Consider the following 14,941-nt stretch of genomic DNA (forward strand, 5'->3'; position numbering starts at 1 on the left):
AGTCGATCGCATCGACACCTGGTAATGCACTCATTTGCCGATGAGCGGACAATTCCGTGAAGGTCGGGACTGTAAAACGAGCGGTGTAACTCCTGATCAAGGATGCGCACCTGATGACCGAGATGATGTCCGGCGTGGATAACGCCGAGGACGCCAAGCCCGAGACCGCTCTGGAGGGCCTGGACGAGCAGCTGGTCGACCAGTTGGTCAGCTGTGCCCGTGCCGGTGGACTGAAGCTCACCGGTGCCGGCGGGGTGCTCCAGCAGCTGACCAAGCGGCTGCTGGAGTCGGCGCTGGAAGGCGAGATCACCGACCACCTGGGTTACGACAAGCACGACCCGGCCGGTCGTGGGACCGGGAACTCGCGCAACGGCACCCGCTCGAAGACCGTGCTCACCGACGTCGGGCCGGTGCAGATCGACGTGCCGCGCGACCGCAACGCCGAGTTCGAACCGCGGATCGTGGCCAAGCGTCAGAAGCGGCTGACCGGCATCGACGAGATGGTCATCTCGCTGTTCGCCAAGGGCCTGACCACCGGCGAGATCTCCGCGCACCTGGCCAAGGTCTACGGCGCCGACGTGTCCCGCCAGACGATCTCCACGATCACCGACAAGGTGGTCGAGGGCATGGTCGAGTGGCAGAACCGGCCTCTCGATCCGGTCTATCCGGTGGTGTTCATCGACGCGATCCACGTGAAGATCCGCGACGGGCAGGTGGCCAACCGGCCGATCTACATGGCCATGGCGGTGACCTGCGACGGCCACCGCGACATCCTGGGTTTGTGGGCCGGTGACGGGGGCGAGGGCGCGAAGTACTGGCTGCACGTGCTCACCGAGCTGCGCAACCGCGGTGTCGCCGACGTGCTCATGCTGGTCTGCGACGGGCTGACCGGGCTGCGCGACGCGGTGACCACGGTCTGGCCGCGCACGATCGTGCAGACCTGCATCGTGCACTTGCTGCGCAACAGCTTCCGCTACGCCGGCCGCCGGCACTGGGACGCCGTCGCCAAGGCCCTCAAGCCCGTCTACACCGCACCGACCGAGGCCGCGGCGAAGGAACGCTTCGCCGAGTTCGCCGACACGTGGGGCGCCCGCTACCCGGCGATCGTCAGGCTCTGGGACAACGCCTGGGCCGAGTTCGTGCCGTTCCTCGCCTTCGACACCGAAATCCGGCGGGTGACCTGCTCGACCAACGCCATCGAGTCCGTCAACGCCCGCATCCGCCGCGCGGTCAAGGCCCGCGGGCACTTCCCCAACGAGCAGGCCGCGCTCAAATGCGTCTACCTCGCGATCATGAGCCTGGACCCGACCGGCACCGGACGCAAACGCTGGACGATGCGCTGGAAACCCGCGCTCAACGCCTTCGAGATCGCCTTCGACGGCCGCCTAGCCGCCGAACGCCAGTAATCCTCTTCAACCCGAGTTACACCGCTCGTTTGACAGACCCTGAAGGTCGGGAACACTGGGTGACGATGCCTGTTTGACAGGGTGCTCGTGCAGGAGGATGCAGATAGTGGGGTTTCGGCGGTGGTCGCATCGTTCGCGTTCGGTCATGGGTATCGGCGTGACCCTGTTGGTGGGCGGCTTGGCGTGGTCGACCTGGTGGCTGTTGAGCAAGACCGGCGGGAACGACGGAGCGGGAATCGCAAACGTGCTCGCCCTGCCGGCAACAGTGTTGGGCACCATCATCGCCGCAGTGGGTATGCGATCGCGGCTTCGAGTTGACGACCCATCAACGCTGGCGAGCCGAGCCCGTGCCTTGCTGACCGCTGTCACGACGGCTGAGGCACGGGGGCTGGCACAGCTACTGGGTGACACCGGGGATGCGCGCCCGGCCGATGTTGAGTTTGCCCAACCCGAAGCGGCGATGCTGCGGTGGCGCACCGACGGTGGCGGCCAGTCGGGAACGCTGGCGACAGTCGCGACCTACTACAACACACTTGAGCGGGGCAGGCTGGTCGTGCTCGGCAGCGCGGGCGCGGGCAAGACCGTACTTGTCGTCCGCTTGCTGCTCGACTTGGCCGCCAAGGCGAACGCCGACGCACACGCGGACCCGAACGCCCGCATCCGGGTCCCGGTACGGCTTAGCCTGTCAGCCTTCACCTTCTCCGCCGATGCCGCTGGCCCAGTTGCGGTGCGTGATTGCCTTGACGACTGGATCGCCGAACACGTGGCTGACGTCCACGGCGTTGAGCCTGCCGTCGCCAGGGCGCTAGTCATGGAGGGATGGGTGCTACCCATTCTCGACGGCCTCGACGAGATGGATCCCGACCAGGGTGCGTCCAATCGGGCTCGCCAGGTACTTGCCGCACTCAACCTGGCAGCGGGCCCTGCTCGTTGGCCGGTCGTGCTGACCTGCCGCACTACCCGCTACCAGCAACTCGCCCATCCCGACTCCAGTGGGATCGACGGATCGCTCCAGGACGCCACCGTTGTGACGCTGAAACCCCTCCACGTCGATCAGGTCGTGGCATGGCTGGCCCACCGATTCCCCGACCACACCCAACCCGACGGTGTCCAACGCCGATGGCGCAAAGTCGTCACCACTCTGCGTCACCACCCACGCGGTCGTCTCGCAGCCTGCCTAACCTCACCGCTGCGGCTCTACCTCGCCGCTACCGTCTACCAGCACCCCGACGCCGCTCCACGTGAGCTTTGCGATCTCGATCCTCCCGCGCTCGACAACCACCTGTTCACCCGCCTCATCCCCGCCATCACGACGCACCACCCAGGTCCCGACGGCAGCCACTACGACCCCACAACGGTTGAACAGTGGCTGCGCACGCTGGCCGATCACCTCGCCACCATGGCCACCCTCGGCCACTCCGGTACTGACCTACACCTGCACGAACTCTGGCGCACCACTGGTGACCCCATCCGGCTCGGCCGCAGCATCCGCTGGCAGGCAGGCGCGTTGGTGACCGGGCTTACCGCCCTCCCCCTGATAGGGCTCGGACTCCAGTACGCCATGAATTATGGCGTCCATATTCCGCTTCCGCCGCTGGACGGGCTTGCCGTGCTGGGCGTGGCGCTTGCGCTGGGCCTCGTCTTCCTCTTCTCCGGCAGGAAAAGGCAGCTGCCTCCGCAGCGACTGGACCTACGCAGCATTCGTACACCCCAGGGTCGCCGTGGGTTCACGACCCGGTTCGTGCGCGGAACAACTTTAGGAACCATTTTCGGACTCGCTCTTGGCCTCGTGTTCTCAATCCCTTTCAGTTTCGTGACCGGACCTGGAATCGGGTTAGCAGTTGACTTAACCTTCGCAGTCAGCACCGGACTCGCGATCGGACTGGTGTCTGGGTTCGCGACCCCACAACAGGAGGCTAGAAAACCCAGCGACGCCTTCCGGCAAGCCGTCGCATGGAATATCGCCACAGCGTGCGCGGGTGGGCTCGTTTTCGGCCTCACCATCGGGCTGGTGAGCTGGAACGCAGGTTGGCTCGAAATCGAGGCTGTGGCTTGGCTCTCTGTTGCGCTCGGGCTTGTGACCGGCTTCATAGAGTCGCCTTGGCCGAGATACCTCGTCACCGTCCACCGCCTCGCCCGCACTGATCGCCTGCCGATGCGACCAGCCCGGTTCCTCGACTGGGCCCACACAGCAGGACTTGTCCGGCTTGCCGGCACTGCCACTCAGTTCCGTCACCACCACCTACAAGCTCACCTAAGGGGATGAACCCGGCACAGGTACGCTTCAATGAACTAATTGAGTCATTACGCCAGAGGCCACCGCGACCAGCAGGTTAGTGCGGAGAAAGGTGTTCGCCTCCCAGGGATTGGAGGCGTTCGTGGAAGGCCACCTGCACGCCTTCGCCGTGCTGGGCGGGGTGCCTGTAGGCAAGATCCGCTACGACAACCTCAAACCGGCGGCATCGCGGGTGCTGGGTGGCCGGTCACGGACCGAATCCGATCAGTGGGTGTGGTTTCTCGTTCCCACATCGGGTTCGAGGCGTTCTACTGCATGCCCGGCATCGAGGGCACCCAAGAGAAGGGCGGTGTCGAAGGCGAAGTCGGCCGGTTCGCCGCAACCATCTTGTCCCGGTTCCGGAGGTGGACACCCTTGCCCAGTTGAACGCCCGCATCGACGCAGTCGAGACATCTCCGAGGACGCTCGGCGCATCGAAGGCCGCGCGCCCGCACGATCGGCGCCGACTTTCGCCGCCGAAGCCCCCCTGCTCGCGCCGACGCCGGGCGAGAGGTTCGAGCCGGGTCGGATGCTGACACCGCGCGTGGACCGCTACGGCTGCGTCACGGTCCGCCAGTGCTACCACTCGGTGCCGCCCGGTTGATCGGCAAACAGGTCCGGGTGCTGCTGCGGGCCTCGGAGGTCATCGTCTTCGACGGCCGCGTCGAGGTCGCCCGGCACGTCCGGGCGATCACGAAGTGGTCGCGCACCATGCTGCTCGATCACTACCTCGAAGTGCTGCTACGCAAGCCGGGCGCGCTGCCCGGGGCGACCGCGCTGGTCCAAGCGCGCAAGGCCGGGCGAGCACCTGCGACGTGGTCGCGTTGGAAGCCCGCAAGCCGGTCGTCTGCGCCGTGATGCCGACGTCGAACCAGAGTCCCTGCCCGCCTCGGGTCGAGTGATCAGCCTGACCGAGCGTCGCCTCGGCGGGCCGCAGCTGCCGTCCGATCTCAGGCCGCTGCCCTCGGTCGCGGCCTACGACCAACTCCTGCCCCGCCGGGCAGCCCAGAACTGTCAACTGCCCCAAGCGCCACCATCGCAGGAAGAAGTCTCGTGAACCGAGCACGTCGCACCATGACAGACCAAGCCGCCGACGCCGCCATCGACCAAGCCTGCCGGGGACTGCGGCTGCCCTCGATCCGTTCCCAGGTCTCCCAGATCGCCGACGCCGCCGAACGCGAACAACTCACCTACCGCGGTTTCCTGGCCGAGTTGCTGATGGTCGAGTGCGACGACCGCGACCGGCGACGCTCCGAACGGCGCATCAAGGGCGCCGGGTTCCCCCGCCCGAAATGGCTGGCCGACTTCGACTAAGACGCCAACCCGAACATCAACCCAGCGATGATCAACACGCCCGTATCCTGCGGCAGGGTCCGACAGGCGAACCCCTCTGTCTAATCGGAAATCCGGAACCGGGAAGTCGCACCTGCTCATCGCACTGGGCGCCGCCGCAGCCATGACCGGCCACCGGGTGAAATACGTACTGGCAGCGAAACTGGTCAACGAACTCGTCGAAGCAGCCGACGCGAAGGCCCTGAACAAGACCATCGCCCGCTACGGCCGAGTCGACCTGCGTCCCCGATTCTTCGATGCGGGCACATGGTCAGGACCCGACCATTTCCCACGGCCTGCGGCGTCGACTACCTCGCGTTCCAGGCGAGTCATCTCCTCGAGCGGCGAAGCCGCAGGCACGTCGGTCACCGCGCCACTGTCGACCATCCACACCAAGTTCGCCAGGCGCCTCGCCGCATCCAGTCAAGGCATCCGAACTCGTGATGCTCCCCTGCCAATGACCGCCCCCGACGCCTCCGTCGCCGAACGGACAGTGCACGTTCGACGCCGTCCGCTGTCGTCGCCCGGGAGAGCCGTCGTTGCTGGAGCGACTCAGATGAACCTAAAAGGACCGCTCATGGGTTCCGGGCGCACGAGGTCGTGGTCAGTGGTCTCCGGCCAGTCGGTTGAGTTTGTCGCGGATCGCGGTGGCCTGGGTGGTGAATCCGAGGTCTTCGACAATGGACACTGCCTCCTTGTAGTGGGCGGCGGCATTGGCTGGCTCGTTTTGGGCGGAGGCGAGGTCACCGAGGGCGTCGAGGATCTCGGACTCGTCGAATCGTCGGCCACGCGCGGCCATGGTGCCCAGGGCACGGGTGAGCTCGGCGGCGACTCCGCTGAATCGACCTGCCTCGGTCAGTTTCTTACCGCGCCAGATGGCGACCTTGGTGAGGTTCTCGGTTTCGTCGTCGGTGAGCCCGGTGAAAGCCTTCTCGGCCTCGTCGAGGAGGCTTAGGGCCAGGTCTGGTGGCACGGCCTTGGCCAAGTGGAACCGGGCGAGCGCGATCCGGCGGGCGTCACCAATTCGCTTGGCGAGTTCGAGGTTGTGTTCGAGTAGCGCCCGCGCGTCATCGCGGCCGAGGCCGAGCTGGGCCAGACCGAGTCCTTCGGTTGCCGTCGCCTCCAGTTCGAGACTGCCCACGTCACGGGCAGCGTCGATCGCCGTGGTGAAAGCCTTGGCCGCGTCGTCGAGGTCGCGTAGCCAGTAGTGGGCGTAGCCCATCTGTGCCCAGATCAGGCTGGTGGCACGCTGGTCGGACAACCGCCATGCGGCTTTGACTCCGAGGCGATGCGTGGCGAACAGGTCGTCGAGGAACTTCTCCTTCTCGTAGAAGGGCCACAGCAGCACGCACCACCACACGACCGGTTCGTAGTGTCCTTGTTCGTATGCGTGTTCGACAGCCGCGCGCAGGTTGGCACGTTCGGTCCGCAACCAGCGCCGCGCCTCGGTTTCGCTCGCGAAGGGCTCGCCACGCTCCAAGTCCGGGAGAAACAGACGCCGCCACGGTCGCAACGGTGACATCTTGTCGTCGGCGGCGGCGCAGCGGGTGAGGTAGTACCGCGACAATCGATCGGCCCGTTCGTCCTGCTCGATTCGCGGTGTGGCTTCGTTGAGCTTCTCGGCGTGCAGCTGCATCAGTTCGCGCACGGCGACACGGTCGGCGGCGATTTCCTCGACCAGTCTGCTGTCGGCCAACTCGGCGAGCGCCTCGACCACCTCATAGTCCGGCAGATCCAGAGCGACGGCCAGCGCGGCGGCGCTGATCTCCCCGGTTCGAGGCCGCAACCCGAGTCCGCGATAGCACAGTTGCGCTGAGTCACCCAGCAGCCGGTACGCAGCGGTGAATGCGGTGATCACCGAGAGATCCGCGTCGATGGAAAGGGCCACCAGCCGTCTGCGCTCGTCCTGGAGACGTTCCGCGATCGAGGCGAACGTGCGGATGCGTGACCTGTTCACGAGGGCACCGACCACACACAGCGCGATCGGCAGATGCCCGCACAACCGGATCACCTTGTCGACCGCCTCCGGTTCCGCGGCCACCCGGTCGGCTCCGGCCAGCCGGCCGAGTAGTTCACGCGCGGGTGCGTCTTTCAGCGGGCTGAGATCGAGGAAGGTCACCTTGTAGGTCGTCTGCAGCACGCTCAGGGGCCGTCCTTCGGTCACCACGATCAGCGACGCCCCATCGCCGGGCAGCAGACGCCGCACCTGCTCCGCCGAGGTTGCACGGTCGAGAAGCACCAGAAACCTCCCGCCCGCGGTCCGCGCCTGAAAGCGCGTCCGGAGGGCATCGAGCCGATCCGGAATGCTCGTCTCCCCCATCGCCAGCAAGAAGTTCTTCAGCACCTCGGCCTCACAGTCGAGCTGGCCGAGGCTCCCGAACAGGCGACCACTGGGATACTTGTCCCGCAACCGAAACGAGAGTTCGATCCCGGCCGCGGTCTTGCCGACTCCGGGACTGCCCGACAACACCACGATGTGGTTTCCCTCTGCCGCCCCCGCCTCGGCGGTGGCTATCTTCAACTCCTTATCGTGGTTCACGTAATGCGGGTTGCGGCCCTGGATCTGATCAGGAGCGGACTCCCCCGCGCCTGCCACGCCATCACTCACGATCTCCCCCTTCCACCTCCGCGCAGGCTACTCGGCGAACACCCTGGAGCACAGACGACGCACGGCCCGTAGTGGAATGTCCCCATGAGAACACCTGCACAGGCCGCCGCGCGAATCCTCGGCTCCATCGCCGCAGCGCTCGTCGCGCTGGCCGCACTGTGGCTGCTGTTCGGCCCCGCCGCACGATGGCTGGGCGGAGACGACCTCGCGCAACTCGGCGCGAAAGAACGACTGGACGCCATCGCCGCCATCCAAGGCCGGATCACCGCGGTCCTCGGCTTCGCCTTCGTCGGCGGCGGCCTCTACTACACCGCCCGCAAGTACTTCCTCGACCGCGACAAGCAGTTCACCGACCGCTACAACGCCGCCGTCGACCATCTCGGCTCCCCAGACGAAACCCTCCGCGCGGGCGGCGTGCGCGCACTCGACCGCATCCTGGACGACTCCCCCACCGACCGAGACCGCGTCCTGGAAACCATCACCAGCTTCCTCCGACAACACACACGCGACACTGACCCCACCACAGCCCACAACCGCGCCGACATCGAGGCCGCACTGGCCACACTCCGGCGACCCCGACGAACCCGCAAAGCCATCGATCGCCCTCTCGACCTGCGCTCCGCACGCCTCCCCCAAGCCAACCTCCGGCAAGCCCCACTCGCCTACGCCGATCTCACCAACTCCCACCTCGACCGAGCCGTCCTCACAACCGCCGACCTCACTGAAGCCACCCTCGACCACGCCACTCTGACAGCAGCCAACCTGACCTCGGCCCGACTCCGACACGCCTCGCTCCGACACGCCACACTGACCCGGGCGAACCTCACTTCCACCGACTGCACCGGCACCGACCTCACCGAAGCCGACCTCACCAAAGCCACACTCACCGGCACCAACCTCACAGGCGCCATTTTGTTCAACACCGACCTCCGCGGCACAGACCTCACCCAGACCCATGGGCTGACCAACGAGCAACTCAAACGAGCCAAAGTCGACGAACGCACCCGCACGCCCACCGGGCTTCACGACCCGCTACAAAACCCAAACTGATCCAGGCCGCTGCTCCGCTTGCGGAGTCCGCAGGCGATGTTCGAGTAGGACGACGGGCGCCAAGTGCCGTGATATCAGGCGATTGCGTATGCAGACGTTGACGGCGCGGAAGCCCGAAGTATGGCGACCTCGGTGAAAGCGATGCCCGATCTCCTAAGAGCTCAAGTGGCGACGTCGAGCAGAGCGAATCGGGATGACGGTAACACTGCCACCACCAGTGCCCTCACCACACGAGCCTGTCCGTTCTCGCCGATTTTCCGGCCGGAACAGCAACCTGCATGGCGAGGCGTCACACCGCCGGGCGACTCCGATGTGGTGCTCGTCATGATGGCGACAGAGTGCCTCGGTGAGGATCTTCAGACCACGTCGCAATGCGTTCCGCTCGCTGAGCACCAAACGCCACCAGGCGACACCCCGATCAGTCCCCAAGATCATCCCACAGCGTCGCACTGACCGGTTGAGGCCAAGCACCTGGCTGGCCAAAGTCGGCGACGACCGGACGGTACGAATCTGGGACGTCGTCACCGGTCAACCACACGCCGCACGAGGATCGGCCGTCGGGCGTCCGCGTGCGCCTGGACGCCCGACGGCCGATCAGTAGTCATCGGAGGCGCCGGTGGACTGTACGTTTTCGATTTTCATCGCTGAATCAAGCCTTCGCTTACCTTCGTTGTTACTATCGCGATGTTCTTGAGGTGCAGTTATCCGCAAGCTATACCCGGAGGAACCAAACATGCGGCCTGTACGCGAAACCGTGTTGGGACGGATACGGGGATACGGTCGTCGGTCTGCGGGTGGCACGAGAACGGGCATCCCGAGGTCCACTCCCGGGGTAACACGGGTCAGCCGAAGTGCGTCCCCTACTGTCACGTAAGCATCGAAGGGTGCGATCCAACCGTTCGATCTCACAAGCCATCCCTCAAGCCGGTCTCGTCAGGTGATGGGATCGGGCGGGTAGGCGCGGTCTAACACGTCGGTCATCCAGGCCGCATAACCGGGTTGTCCCCAGTGGACGGTTGTTGAAGACCTGCTCCACCGCGACGGGAAAGCGGTGTCGAGGCACGACCGCGTAGTCCACCTTGAGGGCGACGCCTGCTTTGGCCGCCAGGTATCGGCACCACGGGTTGTCCTGCTCGGGGGGCGCCACGACGTATCCGCCGCCATGGAGATTCACGTACACCCCCGCGCCCGGCGCGTCGGACGCCAGCGGTAACGGCGCCGCAGACCGTCCCGTGTCGGGTCGGCATCGTGATGGCGCTCGTCCGTCTTGGGATCTCCTCGAAGCGCAACTCGGCTGTCAAGCGCGGTTTCATGGCCAGTTTGAGGCCACGCGCGACGAGACCGGCGAAAAACTGACTCGGCGGCATTGCGTCTCCCTCACGCCTGGTTTTCCGGAATCCAGTTCCACGACACCCAGGGCGACGTGAGTTCGTTACTCGCAGGTCAGCGGTGGCCGCCTTGTGTGGCGATGATAAAGTCCACGGTCTTGCTGTCGATGATTTTGTGTGTCGGATCGGCCAGTCCGATCCAGATTTTGTGCGGCCCCGGCGGCAGGCCTTGGACGATCAGCGGCTCACCACTGCCGTCCGCCCAGTGCCATGGCGCGTTGTCGACGGTGACGTGGATGTGGCCGATCCGGGGCGAGACGTCCAGCGCGGCTTGCCCGTACACCGGGACGATCCGCAGGTTCTCCGCGCGGTAGCGGATCACGACCAGTCCGGTCGCCAGTTGGTCGGGCAAGGGGGCGTCGACGGCGAGCGAGGCAGGCGGTTGCGATGGCAGGGCGACGACCGGCGCGGGCGCCCAGGCCGCCGCGTGGGCTGTCGTCGGTGCTGCCGCCGCCGGTGCGGGGGAAGCAGGCGGTTGCGACGAGCAGGCGGCCGCGAGCGCGGCGATGACGGTGACCACGGCACCGGTCACGAAGCGGCGGAAGTCGTGAGGTGGCATGAGGTCACGCTAGGCAGCCTGCCGGGGCCGCGGCACCTGTCGGATGACGCCATTGCCGTACGTCGTCGCGCTCGGGCCTTCGGTAGGGTCGTCGTGAGGACTCGCGTGGGGCCCGGGGGACGCGGGCTGTGGGGCGCCGAGGGCAGGAGTGCGCGCCATGCCGCTTTTCGGACGGGAAGCCGAGCTGAAGCTCTTGGCCGAGCTCATCGACGGGCCGGAGAACGGCGGTGGCGTCCTCCTGTTCGGGGATGCGGGCATCGGGAAGTCCGCGCTGGTGGCGGAAGCCGTTTCCACGGCGTCGATCGCCGCTATCACAGTGCTGACCGCCTCCGGTGTGGAGGCTGAGCAGAACCTCGCCTACGCCGGGTTGCACCAGCTGCTGCACCCGATCCGGGCGAGGGTGGACGGGCTCCCTGCTCCGCAGCGGAACGCGCTCGCAACCGCGCTGGGAATCGCCGACGGCCGGGAACCCAGCACATACCTTGTCGGCCTCGCCACGCTGAGCCTGCTGGCTGACGAGGCCGCGGACCGGCCCGTGCTGCTAGTCGCCGAGGACGCGCACTGGCTCGACCGCGCCAGCGCGGACGTGCTCGCGTTCGTGGCGCGCCGAATCGAGTCCGATCCCGTCGTGCTGATCGCTACCCTCCGCGACGGCGAGTCCTCGCCCCTGCGGGACGCCGGGTTGTCCCCGATGCTGGTCGACCGACTCCCCGACCAGGTCGCCGCCCAGATTCTGGACTCAGTCGCTCCCACTCTCCCCCCGGCGTCCCGGGCACGGCTGCTGGCGGAGGCGGCGGGGAATCCGCTGGCGCTGCGCGAGCTGCCGACGGCCGTGGCGAACGCCGATGGCCTCGACCCGGTGCTGCCGTTGACCGACCGCCTCGCGCGCGCTTTCGCCGCCCGGGTCGGCTCCCTGGCCTCAGCCACCCGGACCGCCCTGCTGGTCGCGGCGCTGAACCAGAACGACTCGATCGCCGAAACGCTCGCGGCCAGCGGCCTGATCCTGGGCGCGGCGGCTGATCCGGAGATGCTGGCGCCTGCCGCCGACGTCCGGCTGGTCGAGCTCACCCACGGCGCGGTGACGTTCCGGCATCCCCTGATGCGGTCGGCGATCGCAGCGGCCGCGACGCCCGCCGAGCGCGGGCGGGCCCACCTCGCGCTGGCCGAGACGCTGCTCGACCAGCCGGACCGGCGAGCATGGCACCGGGCCGCGGCGTCAGCCGGAGCCGACGAGGAGGTGGCCGCCGAACTGGAGCGGACAGCCGACCGGGCCCAGCGCCGGGGCGGGCTCGCCGCCGCGATCGCGGCGCTGGAGCAAGCGGCCAGGTTGAGCGAGCGGCCCGGCGGACGGGCGGCCCGCCTGGTGCGCGCCGCCGAGCTGGCGGTCGAAACCGGCCGCCGCGACATGGCCGAACGCCTGGTGCGTGAGGCGCGGGCGGGCGAGCTCTCACCGCGTCAGCGCGCCACCGCGAGCTGGCTGCTGAGCGGCTTCGAGGACGGCGTGCGCGAGGACGTCTCCCGAGTGCCGGAGCTGGGCGAGCTGGCCGCGTCGGTTGCCGCCGACGGGCAGGTGGACGCGGCCGTCCGAATCCTGCTGGGCGCCGCCATGCGCTGTTTCTGGTCCGAACCCGGCCCGCACGCGCGGCGCCTGCTGCTGGATGTGGCCGATCGTCTGCCCGTCGGCGCCGACGACCCTCGGCTGGTCGCGGTCGCCGCCTACGTCGCGCCGTTCGAGCGGGGCGAGCGGGTGCTCGACGGGCTGCGCGGGCTAGCGGGCGCAGCCGGTTCCGACCCGGAGGTGGACCGCTACCTGGGCAGCGCGGCGCTGCAGGTCGGCGCTTTCGACCTGGCGGCCCGCTTCGCCGAAGCGGCCGTGCCGGGGCTGCGCGCCGAGGGACGGCTCGGGGCGCTGCCCCGGGCGCTGACCGTCCAGGCGTGGAGCTGTGTCCGGCTCGGCGACCTGGCCACGGCCGTGCCCGCCGCGGCGGAGGCCGCCAGACTCGCCAAGGAGACCAGCCAGCCGTTCATGCACGGGCTGGCCAAGGCCGTCCAAGCGGAGATCGCCGCGTTGCGTGGCGAGCACGATGAGTCCGGAGTGCTGGCCGACGAGGCCGAGCGGGTCGGCCTTGCCGCGGGCGCCCGGCCCGTCCTGGCCACCGTCCAGCTCGCCCGAGGGCTCGCGGCGTTGGGCGAGGGGCGCTTCGACGACGCGTTCGCCAGCCTGCGCCGGGTGCTCGACTCCGCGGACCCCGCCTATCAACTGGGCCTGCGCGCGTACTTCACAGCTGAGCTCACCGACGCCGCCGTGCGAGCCGGGCAGAGCGGCGCCATGCGGGAAGTCCTGCGAGAGCTGGAGCCGCTGGCCTGCGCGACGCCGTCGCCCGCGCTGCACATCGGATTGCGCTACGCGCGCGCCGTGCTCGCGGCGAACGACGAGGCCGAGGAGCTGTTCACGGCCGCGCTGCGGGCGGACCTGGGCGGGTGGCCCGCCGAACGCGCGCGCGTCCACCTCGCGTTCGGCGAATGGCTGCGGCGGCAGCGCCAAGTCGTGCGAGCCAGGGAGCATCTACGCACGGCCAGGGAGGCGTTCGACGCGCTCGGGATGGCGGCCTTGGGCGAACGGGCCCGCCGGGAGCTGCGCGGCGCCGGAGAGTCGAGCCCGAACCGGGACCCGGACGCGCGGGAGCGGCTGACCCCGCACGAGCTGAGCATCGCGCGGCTGGCCGCCGAGGGCCTGACCAACCGGGAGATCGGGCAGCGGCTCTACCTGTCCCACCGGACCGTGGGAACCCACCTGTACCGAATCTTCCCCAAACTGGGCGTCCGTTCCCGCGCTGATCTCGCGGGGATGCTCAAGTCGTCGCGGGGAACGACTTCCCGATAGCGGACAACCGCCGGTGACTTACACCGGCTGCGTCATCCGACAGTCGCGTGCGCCTTCGCGGGCTCCCTAACGTCCTGGTCAAAGTGGACGAAGACGTGCTCGGGAGCCCAGATGATCGACAGACGACGGTTCACACAGCTGCTCGCGGCGGGCATGGCGGCGACGTCGCTGGCCGCCTGTTCGTCGGACACTCCCACCGGCGCACCGGCCACAGGGGAAGACCTCCGGGACGGCTCAGGCCAGCACACCGCCCTCGGCCCGCTCAAGCAGATCGACGCCGGAGTGCTGAGCATGGCCTACGCCGAGTTCGGCCCGAGCACCGGTCAGCCGGTGGTGCTGCTGCACGGCTGGCCGTATGACCCGCACAGCTACGTCGACGTCGGGCCACTGCTCGCCGCCGAGGGGTACCGGGTGATCGTCCCGTTCCTGCGCGGCTGGGGCCCGACCACATTCCTTTCCCCGGAGACCATCCGCAACGGGCAGCAGTCGGCGGTGGCGCTCGACATCGTCGCCCTCATGGACGCCCTCGGCATCGACAAGGCGATCGTGGGCGGGTTCGACTGGGGCGCGCGGACCGCCGCGATCATGGCCGCGCTCTGGCCGCGACGCTGCGCGGCGATCGTCGCGGTGAGCGGGTACATCATCACCGATCGCGCGGCGACCCAGCGCCCCCTGCCCCCGGCGGCCGAGCTGGGCTGGTGGTACCAGTACTACTTCGCCACCGAGCGCGGCGTCCTCGGCTACCGCCAGAACCGGCACGACTTCAACAAGCTGATCTGGGAAATCGCCTCACCGCGATGGAACTTCGACGACGCCACCTACGACCGCAGCGCGGTGTCGTTCGACAACCCCGACCACGTCGACATCGTCATCCACAACTACCGCTGGCGCCTGGGCCTCGCCCCCGGCGAGCCGCGATACGACCAGTACGAGCAGAAGCTCGCCGCCGGGCCCGCCATCACCGTGCCGACAATCACGATCGGCAGCGACTTCGACGACGCGGCCAAAGACGGAACGGCCTACCGCGCCAAGTTCACCGGCAAGTACCAGCACCGGGTCCTCGACGGGATCGGACACAACGTCCCACAAGAAGCCCCCCGCCCCTTCACGCAGGCGATCATTGACGCAGGCCGCCTGTGACCCCCGGCAGCCAGGACCGCTACCGCGACGAGGTTGACGTAGCGGCCACCCGTGAGCGGGACGGCGGCCGGAGAGGCTAGTTTGCTCGGATGGATGCTGCGGGGCCCCAGCGTCGACAGCGGCACCGCCGACCGGGTCCGGCGATCAAGTTGACCCGGGCACGACGCGAGGACGCAGCTCACCAGAGACCGATATCAGCTGAAACCCTGCGAGTTCGACTCGGCGTGGGCGCCGCCCAGGCACGACGGAACAGGCCCGACGCCAGAACAACCTGATGGACGAACGCGGGACCCGCACCC

General features: G+C 68.0%; 10 protein-coding genes and 1 pseudogene. 8 read left to right on the plus strand and 3 right to left on the minus strand.

The features are described 5' to 3' along the window. Positions 1 to 113: 113 nt before the first annotated feature. The 5 genes and pseudogenes from ACZ6SD_RS10865 to ACZ6SD_RS10885 form a co-directional block, all read left to right on the plus strand. The gene (locus tag ACZ6SD_RS10865) at positions 114 to 1,406 is read left to right on the plus strand and encodes an IS256 family transposase (protein WP_465316715.1); all 1,293 of its coding nucleotides are present in this window, start codon (positions 114 to 116) and stop codon (positions 1,404 to 1,406) included. A 145-nt stretch (positions 1,407 to 1,551) separates the two neighbouring features. Further along, on the plus strand, positions 1,552 to 3,672 hold the full coding sequence (locus ACZ6SD_RS10870; protein ID WP_465316716.1) for an NACHT domain-containing protein: 2,121 nt from the start codon (positions 1,552 to 1,554) through the stop codon (positions 3,670 to 3,672). Between the two features lie 585 nt (positions 3,673 to 4,257). Further along, positions 4,258 to 4,539 (plus strand): hypothetical protein, encoded by a 282-nt coding sequence (locus ACZ6SD_RS10875; protein WP_465316717.1) that lies wholly within the window; start codon positions 4,258 to 4,260, stop codon positions 4,537 to 4,539. A gap of 216 nt (positions 4,540 to 4,755) precedes the next feature. Then, positions 4,756 to 4,995, plus strand: coding sequence for an ATP-binding protein (locus tag ACZ6SD_RS10880; RefSeq protein WP_465316718.1), 240 nt, complete (start codon positions 4,756 to 4,758; stop codon positions 4,993 to 4,995). 142 nt (positions 4,996 to 5,137) lie between these two features. After that, positions 5,138 to 5,194, plus strand: a pseudogene (locus tag ACZ6SD_RS10885) (hypothetical protein); the annotation flags it as partial. 423 nt (positions 5,195 to 5,617) lie between these two features. Here ACZ6SD_RS10885 and ACZ6SD_RS10890 read toward each other — a convergent pair. Further along, a complete protein-coding gene (locus ACZ6SD_RS10890) occupies positions 5,618 to 7,609 on the minus strand; it encodes a hypothetical protein (protein WP_465316719.1) in 1,992 nt (663 codons plus the stop codon). A 96-nt stretch (positions 7,610 to 7,705) separates the two neighbouring features. Between ACZ6SD_RS10890 and ACZ6SD_RS10895 the strand changes: the two genes are divergently transcribed. Next, positions 7,706 to 8,671, plus strand: coding sequence for a pentapeptide repeat-containing protein (locus ACZ6SD_RS10895; protein WP_465316720.1), 966 nt, complete (start codon positions 7,706 to 7,708; stop codon positions 8,669 to 8,671). A gap of 919 nt (positions 8,672 to 9,590) precedes the next feature. On the opposite strand, the gene ACZ6SD_RS10900 is transcribed toward ACZ6SD_RS10895, so the two are convergent. Together ACZ6SD_RS10900 and ACZ6SD_RS10905 are read right to left on the minus strand one after the other, a co-directional pair. Further along, positions 9,591 to 9,851, minus strand: coding sequence for an alpha/beta hydrolase fold domain-containing protein (locus ACZ6SD_RS10900; protein WP_465316721.1), 261 nt, complete (start codon positions 9,849 to 9,851; stop codon positions 9,591 to 9,593). Between the two features lie 263 nt (positions 9,852 to 10,114). After that, positions 10,115 to 10,618 carry a DUF6130 family protein gene (locus ACZ6SD_RS10905; protein ID WP_465316722.1) on the minus strand — a complete coding sequence of 168 codons (504 nt, stop codon included), beginning with the start codon at positions 10,616 to 10,618 and terminating at the stop codon, positions 10,115 to 10,117. Positions 10,619 to 10,775: 157 nt separating this feature from the next. Here ACZ6SD_RS10905 and ACZ6SD_RS10910 point away from each other — a divergent pair, with 157 nt between their 5' ends. Beyond that, positions 10,776 to 13,502: an ATP-binding protein gene (locus tag ACZ6SD_RS10910; protein WP_465316723.1), complete on the plus strand. Its 2,727-nt coding sequence runs from the start codon at positions 10,776 to 10,778 to the stop codon at positions 13,500 to 13,502. Positions 13,503 to 13,613: 111 nt separating this feature from the next. Then, positions 13,614 to 14,642, plus strand: a complete 1,029-nt coding sequence (locus ACZ6SD_RS10915) for an alpha/beta fold hydrolase (protein ID WP_465316724.1) — start codon at positions 13,614 to 13,616, stop codon at positions 14,640 to 14,642. The last annotated feature ends 299 nt before the right edge of the window (positions 14,643 to 14,941 follow it).

Source organism: Actinokineospora sp. NPDC051303, assembly GCF_055586285.1.

Bases quoted from the DNA above. Each gene is read 5' to 3' on its own strand.
- ACZ6SD_RS10865 (WP_465316715.1), top strand. From the start codon at position 114: ATGACCGAGATGATGTCCGGCGTGGATAACGCCGAGGACGCCAAGCCC.
- ACZ6SD_RS10870 (WP_465316716.1), top strand. From the start codon at position 1,552: ATGGGTATCGGCGTGACCCTGTTGGTGGGCGGCTTGGCGTGGTCGACC.
- ACZ6SD_RS10880 (WP_465316718.1), top strand. From the start codon at position 4,756: ATGACAGACCAAGCCGCCGACGCCGCCATCGACCAAGCCTGCCGGGGA.
- ACZ6SD_RS10895 (WP_465316720.1), top strand. From the start codon at position 7,706: ATGAGAACACCTGCACAGGCCGCCGCGCGAATCCTCGGCTCCATCGCC.
- ACZ6SD_RS10905 (WP_465316722.1), bottom strand. From the start codon at position 10,618: ATGCCACCTCACGACTTCCGCCGCTTCGTGACCGGTGCCGTGGTCACC.
- ACZ6SD_RS10910 (WP_465316723.1), top strand. From the start codon at position 10,776: ATGCCGCTTTTCGGACGGGAAGCCGAGCTGAAGCTCTTGGCCGAGCTC.
- ACZ6SD_RS10915 (WP_465316724.1), top strand. From the start codon at position 13,614: ATGATCGACAGACGACGGTTCACACAGCTGCTCGCGGCGGGCATGGCG.